Annotated in this window: 12 protein-coding genes; 5 read left to right on the top strand and 7 right to left on the bottom strand. The window is 71.3% G+C overall.

Annotated elements, in window-relative coordinates; genetic code table 11:
* Window positions 1-12: 12 nt before the first annotated feature.
* Window positions 13-471: an ATP-binding protein gene (locus tag IPT68_RS26965; RefSeq protein WP_228039921.1), complete on the bottom strand. Its 459-nt coding sequence runs from the start codon at window positions 469-471 to the stop codon at window positions 13-15.
* Window positions 472-550: 79 nt separating this feature from the next.
* Window positions 551-1,111: a hypothetical protein gene (locus IPT68_RS26960; RefSeq protein WP_189700771.1), complete on the bottom strand. Its 561-nt coding sequence runs from the start codon at window positions 1,109-1,111 to the stop codon at window positions 551-553.
* Between the two features lie 216 nt (window positions 1,112-1,327).
* Here IPT68_RS26960 and IPT68_RS26955 point away from each other — a divergent pair, with 216 nt between their 5' ends.
* The 3 genes from IPT68_RS26955 to IPT68_RS26945 all read left to right on the top strand — a co-directional run bounded on the left by IPT68_RS26955 (window position 1,328) and on the right by IPT68_RS26945 (window position 4,345).
* A complete protein-coding gene (locus IPT68_RS26955) occupies window positions 1,328-2,605 on the top strand; it encodes an XRE family transcriptional regulator (protein WP_189700772.1) in 1,278 nt (425 codons plus the stop codon).
* The gene (locus IPT68_RS26950; RefSeq protein ID WP_189700773.1) at window positions 2,602-3,141 is read left to right on the top strand and encodes a GNAT family N-acetyltransferase; all 540 of its coding nucleotides are present in this window, start codon (window positions 2,602-2,604) and stop codon (window positions 3,139-3,141) included. The genes IPT68_RS26955 and IPT68_RS26950 overlap by 4 nt, the downstream gene beginning before the upstream one ends.
* Before the next feature lie 368 nt (window positions 3,142-3,509).
* A protein-coding gene (locus IPT68_RS26945; RefSeq protein ID WP_189700877.1) for an IS5 family transposase occupies window positions 3,510-4,345 on the top strand; the annotation gives its coding sequence in 2 pieces (ribosomal slippage) (window positions 3,510-3,849 and window positions 3,849-4,345; 837 coding nt in all).
* Here IPT68_RS26945 and IPT68_RS26940 read toward each other — a convergent pair.
* From IPT68_RS26940 to IPT68_RS26920, 5 genes are all read right to left on the bottom strand, one after another.
* On the bottom strand, window positions 4,324-4,908 hold the full coding sequence (locus IPT68_RS26940) for a hypothetical protein (RefSeq protein ID WP_228039919.1): 585 nt from the start codon (window positions 4,906-4,908) through the stop codon (window positions 4,324-4,326). The two genes, IPT68_RS26945 and IPT68_RS26940, sit on opposite strands and share 22 nt — an antisense overlap.
* A gap of 558 nt (window positions 4,909-5,466) precedes the next feature.
* Window positions 5,467-5,661 carry a hypothetical protein gene (locus IPT68_RS26935; protein ID WP_189700774.1) on the bottom strand — a complete coding sequence of 65 codons (195 nt, stop codon included), beginning with the start codon at window positions 5,659-5,661 and terminating at the stop codon, window positions 5,467-5,469.
* A gap of 126 nt (window positions 5,662-5,787) precedes the next feature.
* Window positions 5,788-7,233, bottom strand: a complete 1,446-nt coding sequence (locus tag IPT68_RS26930) for an aldehyde dehydrogenase family protein (RefSeq protein ID WP_189700775.1) — start codon at window positions 7,231-7,233, stop codon at window positions 5,788-5,790.
* A 159-nt stretch (window positions 7,234-7,392) separates the two neighbouring features.
* Window positions 7,393-8,961, bottom strand: a complete 1,569-nt coding sequence (locus IPT68_RS26925) for a PucR family transcriptional regulator (protein ID WP_189700776.1) — start codon at window positions 8,959-8,961, stop codon at window positions 7,393-7,395.
* A 138-nt stretch (window positions 8,962-9,099) separates the two neighbouring features.
* Window positions 9,100-11,217, bottom strand: coding sequence for an ATP-binding protein (locus tag IPT68_RS26920; RefSeq protein ID WP_189700777.1), 2,118 nt, complete (start codon window positions 11,215-11,217; stop codon window positions 9,100-9,102).
* A gap of 244 nt (window positions 11,218-11,461) precedes the next feature.
* Here IPT68_RS26920 and gabT point away from each other — a divergent pair, with 244 nt between their 5' ends.
* Both gabT and IPT68_RS26910 read left to right on the top strand, forming a co-directional pair.
* Window positions 11,462-12,796 (top strand): 4-aminobutyrate--2-oxoglutarate transaminase, encoded by a 1,335-nt coding sequence (gene gabT / locus IPT68_RS26915; protein WP_189700778.1) that lies wholly within the window; start codon window positions 11,462-11,464, stop codon window positions 12,794-12,796.
* Window positions 12,797-13,224: 428 nt separating this feature from the next.
* Window positions 13,225-13,887 (top strand): phosphatase PAP2 family protein, encoded by a 663-nt coding sequence (locus IPT68_RS26910; protein WP_228039917.1) that lies wholly within the window; start codon window positions 13,225-13,227, stop codon window positions 13,885-13,887.
* Window positions 13,888-14,938: the final 1,051 nt, after the last annotated feature.

The raw sequence follows: 14,938 nt of genomic DNA, 5'->3' as shown, positions 1-14,938 counted from the left end.
GCGGGCGCCGCGTCAGTGCTGCGCGGCCACGCCCGCAGTGATGAGCGCGGTGACCGCGACGACTATCAGGACGTAGATCACCTGCGCGCCGCGGTGCGTGTATATCGGCACGTTGGGAGCGGGCGTCTCCTCCAGGCCTGGTGACTCCAAGTCGGCCCAGACGCGCTTGCCCCAGTTCAGCGGGTCCGTCCCCCACTGCGCCGAGAAAGCGTCGACCAGGGCCAGGCCCCGGCCGTGCTCGTCGTCGTCGCACGGGGCGACCAGCTCGGGCAGGTCGCGGCTCTTGTCGATCACCGCCACGCGCACCCGCGTGGCACCGAGCCGGCGGACGGTCACCCGGAACGAGTCGTGCCGAGCGTGCCGCACCGCGTTGGAGGCGAGTTCAGAGGTGATCAGCTCAGCCCAGTCGGCGAGATCCGGCAGCTTCAGCTCCACCAGGGCGAGGTGAACGAACTGGCGGGCTACGGCCACCGACTGCGCTTCCCGAGGAAAGCACCGGGTCGCTACAGGCGTGCCGTCCTCGGCTACCAGCCGGCGTCCCGTGAACACGTCAGGCACCGCCCTGGGCCGCGCGGAACCGGGCGAACATGACGAGCTGCTTCACCGCGTCGGGCACGCACAGGTCGCCGGGGCCACCCATGCCCAGCAGCCAACGCGACGGCTCGTCAGGGTCCGGATCGGGGTTGGGCACGCCAAGGTAGCTGTCCTGGACGAGGCATTCCGAGTCGGGCACGTTCCAGCGGTTCCACACGGTCGGCGAGACGAGGAAGTGGACGTGGCTGGAGCCCTCGTCGAGGAACACCGCGCCACCCAGCAGCGCCTCGTCCAGGTAAGCGCCGATCTTCCGCCGATCCTCAGTGCCGGCTGCGGCCTCCACGAGCACCATCGGCACGCGGACGGCCGTGAAGATGCCGCCGCAGCGCAGCAGGGCGACGCTGTGACGGTCCCATTCCCGGCGAGCGATGTCCCTGTCGGCGGCGGCCGTCAGGAGCCACGTCTTGACGGCGGCTCGCCGCTCAGGGCCGGTGACGATGCGGTCCGCCGGCTGTACGTCGAGTGCGTCGGGGGCTGAGCTTGCTCTGTTCGCCTGCGTGGTATTGAACATTGTCACGCCTTGCCTCTTAGAGAGTTGGGGCGCCCGTGCCCCCCTCACAGGGCCGGGCCGGGCTCTCGCTTGGCCTCCCTCGACGGGCGGCCCGATGGCCAGACAACCGCCATCCCCTACCCTCCGCTTAGGGTGATGAGGTCACTACGACATGCAGTCACCTAGGGGGATTTGACCGTCGATTCAACTGACGCGATGACACTGGAACGCTACGGTGCGTGCATGCACCCCACGCGGAACGAAGCTCTAGTGGCGTGGATGAAGGAACACGGCCACAGCTCCAACAGCCTGGCTGAGGCGGTCAACACGGCGGTCGAGCGACTGACCGGCCGTCCTGGCGGACACGACGGATCGTCAGTTCGCAGCTGGAAATCTGGGCGAGTGCAATGGCCCAACTCGGCGACACGCAAGGCCATTGAAGACGTTACCGGCCTTCCCGCGACCGCTTTAGGGTTCGTGCCACGGGGCCGGGCTCAGTCCGCCCCAGCCCCAGAGCAGGAGGACGACATGAAGCGCCGCACCCTTGTCGGCGGCATCGCTGCTACTGCCGCCGCAGCAGCAGCAGCTCCTGGCACCGCTCCGCGCCGCATCGGCATGAGCGACGTCGACCGCCTTCAGCGTCGATTCGCCGAGATCGTCGCAAGCGACCATCGCCACGGCGGACAGCTCGGCATCGAGAAACGCGCCGCCGCACTCGCCACCGAGGCGCTGAACCTCCAGAACTCTGGCAGCGCCACTCAGCGAGTGCGCAACAACCTCTACGCGTGCGCGGCCTCGTTCCGCTCCTCGGCGATGTGGGCAGCGATCGACGGCCGCCGGTATGCCGAAGCACAGGAGCACATGCGCGAGGCTCAGGCTCTCGCCGAGATGTCCGGGGACCAGGCGATCAAGTTCCGCATCTGGAGCCACGTCGGCAGCATGTACCGGCACATGGGTCGGCCTGCCGACGCCCTCGCGGCCAACGATGTCGCTCGGGGCCTGCACATCACCCGCCGGGACCCCATGTTCGCGTCCCTCGGCCTGGCTCGGCAGGCAGCCATCCATGGCGCCGCCCAGGACCGTAACGGCACGCGCCGAGCGTTCGACCAGGCGCAGGATGCTATGAACCGCGCCGATCCCGAGGCCTACCGGCCGGTGTGGCTGCTCGCTTTCTATGACCAGGCCGAGCTGGACTCATTGGCCCTGTCGGCGTACCTGGCACTCGGCGACTACCCCACGGCCGAGTTCCACGCCCATCGCTGCCTGTCGGGACTCCGGCCCTACATGGTGCGATCCCGTGCGATCGCCATGACCCGCCTCGCCCACGCCCAGCTCGCACAGGGCGACGCCGACGCCGCCACCGCGGCCGCCATGAAGGTCCCGGCAAGTGCCGCTACCCAACACGCTCGGGTATCGCGCATGCTGCAAGAGTTCGGGGCCGCCTTGCGCGCCACCGCACCAGGCAGCCCGACCGCGCAGACTTGGACCGAGCACACGGCCGCCTGGAGGACCAGCGCATGACCACGGCTCCCGCCATCGAACTCCGCAAATACACCACGCTCGACGACGTCCGCGGTGACCTGATCGACGTCTACGCCGAGGTACGGGCGCCACTGCTCCACCTGCCGAACTACGCCGTGACCGCGTTCGGTGAGCGCCTGGACCGGCACGGCGATGAGCCCGGCTTCGTGGCCATCCTCGCGTACGTGGACGGCCAACCGATCGGCTACGCCTACGCCAACACCATCGAGCGCGGAGACCGGTACTGGCAGCGCACCACCCCGGCCCCGGCGGACGAGTACACCGAGCGTCCGGCCGCTGCGCTAAAGGAGATCGGCGTGGGCCCGGCCTGGCGCGGCACAGGCACCGCCCGGCGGATCCATGACGCACTGCTCCTGACGCGCGAGGAACCCTTCGTGACCCTCATGGTCAACCCGGCGGCCGGGGACGGGAAAGTGCACGCGCTCTACCGGTCGTGGGGATACGAGGACATCGGGCAGAGCCAACCGTCTCCAGCCTCCCCGCTCCTCACCGTGATGGTCCGCCCCATCCGCTGAACCCGCTTGTCAGTGCCGGGCCGTACCTTTACCGGTATGTCCCGGCACTTCCCCATTCGCGATCACTCACGCTCTGACGCCGACCGCATCAACAAGCTCATCCGCCGTCTCATGGGTAATCCCGCCAGCCGCAGGCGGAGCGCCGAGTACGAACGCCTCAGCGCCCTGCGGGCGGAGGCCGTAGGCGAGCAGGGCCGCCACGGTGGACCACTCTGCACCCCGACCGGTGCGCACGGTGTCGTGCGCTCCCACGGTGATGCGCGCCGTGGTGCGGGAGTGCACACACTCTGCGCGCCGCGCCCCGCAGGCCGCTCGTTTAGAAGTCATCTCATTTGGGCGGTTGGGTAGGCTGTCGGGTCGTGGTGGGGATCATCGAGCGGCTGGTGCCGGACGAGTTGTGGGAACTGTTCCAGCGGGTAGTACCGGAGGCGCCGACGCGGCCTCAGGGTGGCGGACGGCGCCGGCATGGTGACCGGGAGGTGCTGGCCGCGATCGTGTTCGTGGCCACGTCCGGCTGTACGTGGCAGCAGTTGCCGTCAGCGTCATTCGGGCCGTCGGGGGCGACAGCTCATCGGCGCTTTTCCGAGTGGACAAAGGCCAGGGTGTGGGCCGAGCTCCACCGCCTGGTCCTCGACGAGCTCGGCTCCCGCGGCGAGTTGGACTGGTCCCGCTGCGTGATCGACTCGGTGAACATGCGGGCCCTGAAAAGGGGGACCTGACAGGCCCGAATCCTGTCGACCGGGGCAAGTACGGCTCGAAGATCCATTTGATCACCGAGCGCACCGGTCTGCCCCTGTCCGTCGGGATCTCCGGCGCGAACCTGCACGACAGCCAGGCACTCATCTCTCTGGTGAAGGGCATACCGCCGATCCGGTCCCGCCGAGGACGTTGGCGACGCAAGTCGGGCAAGCTCCACGCAGACAAGGGTTACGACTGCTCCCACCTGCGGCGATGGTTACGCGAGCGTGGCATCACCCACCGCATTGCCCGCAAGGGCATCGAGACCTCGACGCGGCTGGGCCGTCACCGCTGGACCATCGAACGCACCATGGCCTGGCTCGCCGGCTGCCGACGCCTCCACCGCCGCTACGAGCGCAAAGCGGAACACTTTCTCGCTTTTACGAGCATCGCCTGCACCCTCATCTGCTACCGCAGGCTCGTGCCCACGCGGAGCAACAAGGCTCAGGTGTTGGCGGCGCCATAGTGCAGGACGTTGCCTTGTGGAAGCAGATATCCGATGTCCCGCGTCTGCGGCAACCTTCCTGCCAGCGTCGATGCATCGGTGCAACCAGAGACCTCGAAGCCGATGACCCCCAGGCTGAAGGAGGCGCTCTTGAAGGTTTCGGTCCCGATGGCAGCCAGCCATTCGTCCATCACGTCGGACCTGAAGAACGGCCGACCGTCCCAGTACGCAAGACCCGCGTGACCCAGCGCACCGACGGGGACATAAAAGTCCAGCCAGTCGCCGCATTCATCACCGCCGCGGATCGCCACACAACCGCACACGACCAGTTGGCCCGTCGGCAGACGGACCTGACCATGGAGGTGGCCAAACTCGGTCAGTGAGCCAACCGTGCACGGCACGGGATCCTGCTCTTCAGGTTCACAATCTCTCTGCCCGAAGCACCCGTGAACGTCTGCGGCGGACCACAGAGCACTCAGGACGGCCTGAAGCTGGGCATCATCACTCGATCCGACCTCTATGGCCAGCTCGTAGTAGCCATCGGACCAGTTGGTCTGGTCCCGGAAGGCGGCCGGACTCGTCATGGCGTGATCATGCGGCAGAGCCCGCTCCTATGCCACCCGCATTCAAGCGCGCGGCCGGTCCAATTGAGATGGCCTCTTAGAAGGGAGGGTCGTTGGGGCCACGGTCGGCCTGCATGGCCGCGTCACGCCGCCGCCTTGCCGAGTGCTGTTCGGTGAGGGAGGGCATTCCGGCGACGGCTTCAGCGGCGCGGCCATGCCGGATGAGCAGCTCGGCCACTTCCGACGGCCGCAGTTCGGTGTCCGCCCGCAGCAGGGCGAGAGCCTCCTCAAGGCGCCCATCTCTTCCAAAATCCACACCTTGCTGACCGTCAGGCCGTACATGGCCGGCGGCAGCGTCCCAGCGTAGGCGAGGGCCTCCTCGTGACGGCCAGCCTCGCCCAGCAGCCAGATCCGGTTCGAACTCAACCAGGACGAGTGCTCCTCGACGAACTCAGAACTGCGCTCGTCAAGGAGCGCCAGGGCGTCGTCTAGTCGACCGGCTTCATGCAGTAGGTGGATGATGCCTTCGAAGAGGCAGGCGTCGTGGTAGTCGAACGTCGGGCGACCCACCTCGACGGCTTACTCGATCCGGCCCTGGCGGTCCAGCAGTTCGATCAGAGGCCAGCGGAACCGGTCCGGATACTCGGAGACCGTGATGGAACGCCGCAGTACGGCCTCGTTCTCACCTGCCGGCCCGTCGTCTTCGAGCGCCCGCGCGTAGTAGGCGAGCGTCTCACCCGCATGCTCGCCGGTACCTTCCCACTGTGTTCCCACCGCCTGATCGGAGTCAGCCAGATTCAGCGCGTTGCCGCACGTCAGTCCCACGTACAGACCAACGGCCGGAGCCCCCGCGCAGTGGGCTCCGGCCGTTGGGTTGTGACGCGTGTCGCCGAGGACGGGTCAGAGGGCCAGGCCGGTGAGGACCATGACGCGCTCGTAGGTGTAGTCGTCCATCGCGAAGCGGACGCCCTCGCGGCCCACGCCCGACTGCTTGACGCCGCCGTACGGCATCTGGTCGGCGCGGTAGGAGGGCACGTCACCGACGACCACACCGCCGACCTCCAGCGCGCGGTGGGCGCGGAAGGCGACCTGGAGGTCGTGGGTGAACACGCCCGCCTGGAGGCCGTACTTGGAGTTGTTGACGGCGGCGAATGCCTCGGCCTCGCCGTCGACCTTCTGCACGGTCAGGACCGGACCGAAGACCTCCTCGCAGGCGATCGTGGCGTCGGCCGGCACGCCGGTGAGGACGGTCGGCGCGTACGAGGCGCCGTCCCGCTTGCCGCCGGCGAGCAGCTGGGCGCCCGCCCGGACCGCCTCGTCGACCCAGGACTCCACGCGCTTGGCAGCGTCCTCGCTGACCAACGGGCCGACGTCGGTGGCATCGTCGCTCGGGTCGCCGGTGACCTGGGCCTCGACGGCGGCGACGATGCGCGGCAGCAGCCGGTCGTACACGGAGGCATCGGCGATCACGCGCTGCACGGAGATGCAGGACTGGCCGCCCTGGCCGTTGGAGAAGGTCGCGATGCGGTTCGCGGCCAGGTCCAGGTCCTCGTCGCTCGCCCAGTCGGCGAGGACGACGGCCGCGCCGTTGCCGCCGAGCTCCAGGGTGCAGTGTTTGCGCGGTACCGAGTCCATGATCGCGTAACCGACCTTCTCGGACCCGGTGAAGGAGATCACCGGCAGCCGCTCGTCCTGGACCAGTGCGGGCATGCGGTCGTTCGGGACCGGCAGGATGCTCCAGGAACCGGCGGGCAGTTCGGTCTCGGCCAGCAGCTCACCGAGGATCAGCCCGGACAACGGGGTCGACGGGGCCGGCTTGAGCACGATCGGCGCACCGGCGGCGATGGCCGGGGCGACCTTGTGGGCGCACAGGTTCAGCGGGAAGTTGAACGGCGCGATACCCAGGACGACGCCCTTGGGAAAGCGGCGGGTGAAGGCCAGCCGGCCCTGGCCGCCGGCGTCGGTGTCGAGGCGCTGGGCCTCGCCGCCGTTGAAGCGGCGGGCCTCCTCGGCGGCGAACCGGAACACGGACACCGCGCGGCCGACCTCGCCGCGCGCCCACTTGATCGGCTTGCCGTTCTCGGCGGAGATCAGCTGGGCGATCTCCTCGGTGCGCTCCACCAGCCGCCGGCCGACGTGGTCGAGGGCGGCGGCGCGGACGTGGGCCGGGGTGGCGGCGAACTCGTCGCGCACCGCGTACGCGGCGGTCACGGCTTCCTCGACCTGGGCGTCGGTGGGCACGCTGACCTGGCCGACGAGCCGGCCGTCCCACGGGGAGGTGACGTCGAAGGTGTCCTGACCGGTGGCCTGACGGCCGGCGAGCCAGAAGGCGTGGGTGGAGGTCATATAAGTCCCGGCCCCTTCCGCGTTGAGGTGTCCTTGGAGTACGGATTTCCCGGTCAACGGTAGGGGTGGGGGGCGCGGGGTGCGGTTGTCCGATTCGTAGCAGTGGCGGGCCGGGCTACGACGCTTTGGCCTCCTCGGGCGCCAGGCGCGGGGCACCGGTCACTCCGTCGACGTCGCCTTCAGCGCCAGCCACAGCTCCATCCGTACGTCCGGATCGTCCAGCGAGCGTCCGAGGATCTCCTCCACGCGCCGCATGCGGTACCGCAGGGTGTGCCGGTGGACGCCGAGGTCGGCGGCGGCGGCGTCCCACTGGCCGTGCCGGGACAGCCAGGCCCGCAGGGAGGCGACCAGGTCGCCCCGGCCCGTGGCGTCGTGCTCGTGCAGCGCGCGCAGCAGGCCGTCCGCGAAGGCCCGGACCGCGTCGTCGGCGAGCAGCGGGAGGACGGACCCCGCCGCCAGCTGCTCGTGCTCGACCAGCACTCGTCCCCGGCGGCGGGCCACCGACAGCGCCTGCTCGGCCTGCTTGTAGGCGGCGGCCGCGGCGATCGGGCCGGCCGGCGCCGACAGGCCGACGACCAGGTCGTCGGCTTCCCCCGCCGACGACTCCTGCCCCGCCCGCACGGCCTCCCGCGCCGCCGCGTACTCCGCGCAGGCCGCGACCACCGCGCCCCCGTCCGCGGCGAGCACCACGAGCCGCTCCCCGTCCCCCTCGGGCACGGCCAGCACCGACTCCCCGGAGCGTGCCGCGGCGGCCTCCACCGCCTCGGCGACGCCCGCGTGGCCCGAGGCGCACTCGGCGAGGACGATCCGGTAGGGCGCGTCGAGGAGGCCGCCGTACAGGTCGCCGGCGACGGCGCGGGCGTGGTCCGGCTGGCCGGCGAGCAGCATCCGCAACACGGCGGCCCCGATCCGCTGTTCCGCGGCCTGCAGGGAGCGGGAGCGTTCGGTGGTGAGGGTGAGCAGGGCGATGGCCGAGTGGAGGGCGTACCGCTCGGCGGTGCCGAGGGCGGCCGCCGTGCCGACTGCCAGGGCCGCGCGGGGGCGGCGGCCGGTGCCGATGGTGTGCAGCTCGACGCGGTCCTCGTGCTCCGGTCCGCCGACCACCGAGCTGGCCGGCGCGGGCCGGTCCCGCAGCCGCTCCACGTCCGCCGTGAGCCGGGCGGCCCGGCGGCCGGCCCACTCCGGCGCGGCGGCGACGACGGCGCCCGAGGCGTCGTAGAGCGCCGCCCATCCGTCGATCTGTCCGGCGAGCACGGCGAGCAGCCCCTCGGGGCCCTCGCCGAGCGCCTTGTTCGTCAGCTCGCGCTGGGCCGCGAACCCGGCCGTCACCGCCCGGTACTGGTCGGCGGCGATGGCGGCCGACACGGCCTTGGTGATGGCGAGGAAGGGAGTGCGGCGGGGGACCTCCAGCAGCGGCAGGCCCTCCTGTTCGGCGGCGTCGACGAGCGCTTGGGGGATGTCGTCGTAGTTCACGCCGACCGCGAAGCCCAGCCCGACGACCCCTGCCCCGACCAGCCGCTTCACATAGCGCAGCATGGCCCCCGGGTCCTCCGCGTCCAGCTTGAGCGCGGTGATCAGCAGCAGTTCCCCGCCCTCCATGTACGGCACGGGGTCGGCGAGCTCACTGACGTGCGCCCAGCGCACGGGCACGTCCAGGCGGCCCTCGCCGGCCCGCACGGTGAGTTTGAGCGCGGAGTGGTGGACGAGGGAGGCGAGCGTGGGGGGCATGAGGCCTTCAGGTCGGAGGGCTGGCGGGTCGACGACGGGTCTGTGGAGCTCGGCTGATCGTGGTGATCTTTTGGCCGCCGCGTATGAACGACCTGTGTCGATTCTGCCTCACCGTACGGTCCCGGCACCCCGCAATCCTCAGTCGCGCAGGTCCACCAGGAGCGGGGGCGCGTGCTCACCCTGCACGTCGGTGAGCGACAGCACGGCATGCCCGGGCGGCACCGCGTGCGCCAGCTCGGACGCGGACCACCGCTCCCGCTCGACCTGCCGGACGGTGACCGCCCGCGCGGTCGGCGCCTTCCCGGTGATCGCCCGGCGCAGCACGTGCACCGCCTTGCCCGCGGGGGTCTCGGCGATGATCTGCCGGTCGGTGACGTCGCGGGTCTCGGTCCACTCCTTGCCCCACACCTCGGCGAAGTCCTGCCCGTCCCACGGGGTGAGCCCGGACAGCGCGATGCGGCATCCGGTGGAGCCCAGCAGGGGGCCGCGCAGCGGGCGCGGTACGTCGTCCAGGGTGCGCAGCGTCAGCACGGCCCCGGCGTTCGCCGACCGCAGCCGCTGGATGCCCCTCACGGCCTCCGGCGTGACGACGCCCGTCGCGTCGTCCAGGATCAGGCAGGCGAACAGCGACCGGTCCTCCCGTACCGCCACGCTCGCCGTGAACTGGGCCAGGACCAGCCGCGCCAGGATGCGGGAGGCGTCCGCGTGGCCGCGCTCGGGCAGGTCGATGCGGACCCGCACGGGATGGTCGAGGGCCTTGAGGGAGAACGGGCGGGACTGTCCGGACGTGTCGAAGAAGCCCGCGAAGGCGGGGCGGTCCAGCAGCGCCACACGGTCGGCGAGCACGCCGCCGACGTCGCCCGGGTGGCCCATCTGCCGCTCGCGCGCGTCGAGTTCCCGCAGCAGCGAATCCTGGCCGGCGTCCTGGAGCGCCGCCCGCAGCTCACTCATCGGGCCCGGCGCGCCATCGAGGAGCCGGCGCAGTTCCGGTACGGAGGGGAAGCGGCCGTGGACGGCGCGGAACGGGCCGAGGAGCTGGGCCAGCACCGTCGTGGAGCGGCGGGTGTCGCTGCCCGGGTGCGGGTCGGCGAGGTCCCCGACCAGCGCCTCGGCCAGGATCGCGGCGGCCTCGTCGGGGTCGGTGGTGCCGCCGTACAGGTCGAGGTCGTAGACGGACTCCGGGTGGGCGATACGCACGACGACGTCGTAGGCGTCGGCCGGGCCGAGTCCGGCGCCGGCCGCCCCGACCACGACGACGGCGGCCCGCCCCGCGAGCGCGTGCAGGCACAGCGACTCGGCGAGCGGGCGCACCACGGTGCCGGTCTTGCCGGAGCCCGCCGGGCCGACGGCGAGGAGCGAGGTGCCGAGCAGCTCGGGCCCGAGGGCGAGGCCGGTGCCCCGGTAGGCATAGGGGTTGCGGGGGTCGTCGGCGGTGGTGCCGAGCCTGACCTGGCCGGTGAGCAGGTCGTGCCGGGCGAGCCGGGCGGGCAGGTCGCGCTCGCCGGAGGGGTGCGGACAGGCGGCGGCGCCGTCCTTCAAAACCGCGCCGGTGAAGGTGGCGACGCTGTGCCGGCCGCTGCGCACGCCCTGCCAGGCGCGGGTGATGCGGGCGTGGTCGACGTCGCGCATCAGCCCGGCGCGGGCGTCGGCGGCGAGCCGGTCGGCGGCGTCGGCGGCGCCGGCGGCGCCGGCGGCGCGCAGGGCGGGCCAGTCCGCGGGGTCCTGGTCGGGGGCGGGCGGCCGCGCGTCGGCCGCGGCGGCGCCGCGGCGCCAGGCGGGCGGGCCGTAACGGCGCCAGATCTCGCTCCACCGCCCGAGCCGTCCCACACCGACCATGATGATCAGGGCGACGACGACGTAGTAGGCGTACACGACCACGACGGCGCCGATGCTGTGCGGCTGGGCCCAGGAGTCGGGGATCATCGCGTACAGCGGGAGCAGCCACCAGCCGCCGAGATAGCCGTTCCACAGTAGCGACCAGATCAGCCAGCCGACCAAGAAGGCGATCAGGGCCCCGGTGAACAGCTGACGCCCGGGGACGACCTCGGGCTCCTCCTCCGGCCGCGGCCGGTGCCCGAACCGCCACACGCCCGGTGCCGCCTCCGGCCGGGGCGTGCGCAGCCAGGCGAGAAAGGCGGAGCCGTCCGGCCGGGGCGGCACGGAGGGCCTTGGCGGCATCGCCGGGGGTGGTCCCGCTGGACGAGGTACAGGATTCGCATGCGTACCCCGCACGTCCCGCGTCCCGTCGCTGTCCATCGCGCTTGCCCCCTGAGCAGCCGTTCCGTCCACCGTCAGCGAGTCAATCTAATGCCCCTGGAGGGGGAGTTCACGGCTCGCACCGCCCGGCACGCGGAGCGGCCCTCCACGCCTCTATGTCCAACGCGGACAACCCCACCCCCCCGACAACGCCCACATGGAGCATGCCCACCCTCCCGCCCCGGTCCTAACCTGCGAGAAAAGGAAAGAAACGCAAGCGTCCGCAAAACCCCAGGAGCCCCTCATGACCGCAATCCCGCAGGAGCGCCGCGTCGTCACCGCCATCCCCGGCCCGAAGTCGCAGGAGCTGCAGGCCCGTCGTACCGCCGCGGTCGCCCAGGGCGTGGGCTCCGTGCTGCCGGTGTTCACCGCGCGCGCGGGTGGCGGGATCATCGAGGACGTCGACGGCAACCGGCTCATCGACTTCGGTTCCGGCATCGCCGTGACGTCCGTGGGCGCGTCCGCCGAGGCCGTCGTACGCCGGGCGAGCGCCCAGCTGGCCGACTTCACGCACACCTGTTTCATGGTCACGCCCTACGAGGGCTACGTCGAGGTCGCCGAGGCGCTGGCCGAGCTGACCCCGGGTGACCACGCGAAGAAGAGCGCGCTGTTCAACTCCGGCGCCGAGGCCGTCGAGAACGCCGTCAAGATCGCCCGCGCGTACACCAAGCGCCAGGCCGTCGTCGTCTTCGACCACGGCTACCACGGCCGCACCAACCTCACCATGGCGCTGACCGCCAAGAACATGCCGTACAAGCACGGCTTCGGTCCGTTCGCGCCCGAGGTCTACCGGGTGCCGGTGGCGTACGGCTACCGCTGGCCGACCGGTCCGGAGAACGCGGGCCCGGAGGCCGCCGCGCAGGCCATCGACCAGATCACCAAGCAGGTCGGCCCGGACAACGTCGCCGCCATCATCATCGAGCCGGTCCTCGGCGAGGGCGGCTTCATCGAGCCGGCCAAGGGCTTCCTCCCGGCGATCCGCCAGTTCGCCTCCGACAACGGCATCGTCTTCGTCGCCGACGAGATCCAGTCCGGGTTCTGCCGTACGGGTCAGTGGTTCGCGTGCGAGGACGAGGGCATCGTCCCGGACCTGATCACCACGGCCAAGGGCATCGCGGGCGGTCTGCCGCTCGCCGCCGTCACCGGTCGCGCCGAGATCATGGACGCCGCGCACGCGGGCGGCCTGGGCGGCACCTACGGCGGCAACCCGGTCGCCTGCGCCGGCGCGCTCGGCGCCATCGAGACGATGAAGGAGCTCGACCTCAACGCCAAGGCGAAGAACATCGAGGGGGTCATGAAGGCCCGTCTCACCGCCATGGCCGAGAAGTTCGACATCATCGGCGACGTCCGCGGCCGTGGCGCGATGATCGCCATCGAGCTGGTCAAGGACCGCGCCACCAAGGAGCCGAACCCGGAGGCGACCGCCGCGCTCGCCAAGGCCTGCCACGCCGAGGGCCTGCTGGTCCTGACGTGTGGCACCTACGGCAACGTGCTGCGCTTCCTGCCGCCGCTGGTCATCGGCGAGGACCTGCTGAACGAGGGCCTCGACATCGTCGAGCAGGCGTTCGCGCGCATCTGAGCGCCCGCCCCTCCATCCGGGGGCCTCACGGCAGGGCGTGTGAAGAACGTGTGCGAGGTGGATGGCGGGTCGGGTTTCCGCCTGTCGCGCCCGCTGCCCCTGCCGTAGGTTCTCCTCAGTTGAGAGATACACCCCACCCGCGGGGAACCTCGGGTGACATCAGGCCGTGGCCTCCCCAGCTTCGACCTGGTCGTGCCCTCGCGCACACACCGGGGCCCTCGGCTCCGGGTCTCCTCACCGATCGGACGGTCGCCCGCCCCAGACCCCCCGGGGCGCGCGACGTTCCGGTCCGGACGGCCGCCTGGGAGCGGTACGCCCCTGAAGGGCCGGCGCACACCCCCCCTTGCGTCGGCCCTTCAGCGTGTTCCGGCGTCAGTGGTCCGCACCCGTGACCGCGTCGGCCGCCTTCACCTGCGAAGCTGTTCGGCGTGCTTCCTGTGCTGCTCGCCCTGCCCGCCGTCCTCTTCGCGCTGATCACCTGGCAGGTCGTCGCCGACGGGCCGCTGGTGCGGCTGGACGAGCGGGTCAGCCGTGTGCTCGTGCGGCCGGACGGGTTCTCCGAGCTCCTCGCCGACCTGGGGAACGTCCAGGTCGCCGTCCCCGTGCTCGTCCTGACCGCGGGGTACGCCGCCTGGCGGGCCCGGGCGGCGGGGGCGGACCGCTGGTGGCTGCCGGGTGCCGCCGCCGTCGTCCTCATGGCGCTGCTCCCGGCCCTGGTCGTCCCGCTGAAGGAACTGACCGACCGCCCCGGCACCCCCGTCGTCCCCCCGGCCACCGGCTACTACCCCTCCGGTCATACGGCGACCGCGGCCATCGCCTACGGCTGCGCGGCGCTGCTCCTCCTGCCCCGGCTGCGCGGCCCCCTCTCCCGCCGCGCACTGCTCACCCTCTGCCTCGTCCTCAACGCGGGCGTCGGCCTGGGGCTGGTCCGCCGCGGCTACCACTGGCCACTGGACGTCGTGGCCAGTTGGTGCCTGTGCACACTCCTGATCACCGGTTACGTGCTCGGCGTCGGCCGCGTAGGCCGGATTCGCCTGATCAGCCGAAGCGGCGGTAGCAGCCGAACCAGCACGGAGGAGCTGAGCAGTTGAGCGGTTGTAGCAGCCGTCGAGCGTCTGCCGGAGCCGCGCGTTCGCGTACCGGTTCCGGTTGATCGACCAGTCGGACACAGGGCCGCGGCAACGTGGGCGGCGCGCCCGCCCCAGTCGTACCCGGCGAGCCCGCACCTGCCGGCTGAAGCGTTCGCCCTCGCAAGGCGTCTGACGCGAACGCGATCCGCCTCGGGCGGGCTGGGTCTGTGGGGGCGCTGTGGGCCGGAAGTGTGTCGTGTGTGTCCCGGACGGTGGTCTTCACCGCGGTGGGGGGCGCGGTTGTACAGAGTGCTCACGGTGGTCGGCCGTCGGCACTTCCTGCTTCCCGAGCAAGAGATTCCCCCCATGTACGGCTACACCTTCCAGGCCTCCTCGCTTCTGGTGGCCTCTCTCGGTCTTCCTGCCGAACCTGCTCACCACGGGCGGCGTCCGGTGGCCTGGGCGCGGCCCGGGGTGCCGACGAGTTGGCCAGTGGCGTCATCGTGGCTTTCGTGTCCTGATCGGCGGATGTCTCCCGTCGTGGCCGTTGACAGGGTCGTTCTTTTGCGGAGGACGCCCCCACCGGTCGTTCAGGGCGACCCGGATTCAGCCTCCCCCCGGGGCTCCTGGGGTTCCTCCGCCGTCTTCTCGTGCCTGCCGTGCCTGGGCAGGATTCCCGTGCGCTCACCCGCCTTGCCGTGCGGGGTGCGAAGGAGAAGGCTTTTGCGTATGAGCGGGTCACCCTCCGCGGTGACCCGGAGGGCGGCCGCGAATACGAGCGGGTGCCGTCTTCTGCCGGAGGAACAGTGTGTCGACGGATTCCCCTGACTCGAAGGATCCTGCGGGCCCACGAACACATGCGTCCCGGGGGTTGGGCTCGCGGCGGGCGCCGCAGAAGGGGCATCGGGTTGTCGACTTGCTTGCCGGTCGTGCCAGTGGTGCTCGTTGCTGGAGGCGCCCCGCCGTCGACCGGGTGGGCCGGCAGCGGAACCGCCGTTCCCGGTGAGGCGGCGAGTCCGCCGTTCCCCTTGGGGACCGGCCGGTTCCCCGGTGAGGGAGCGGCCGGTCCCCT

It is taken from the genome of Streptomyces chromofuscus (genome assembly GCF_015160875.1).
Taxonomy (GTDB): Bacteria; Actinomycetota; Actinomycetes; order Streptomycetales; family Streptomycetaceae; genus Streptomyces; species Streptomyces chromofuscus.
Note: the sequence above shows the minus strand (reverse complement) of the source record. Positions and strands in the feature narration are given on the sequence as shown.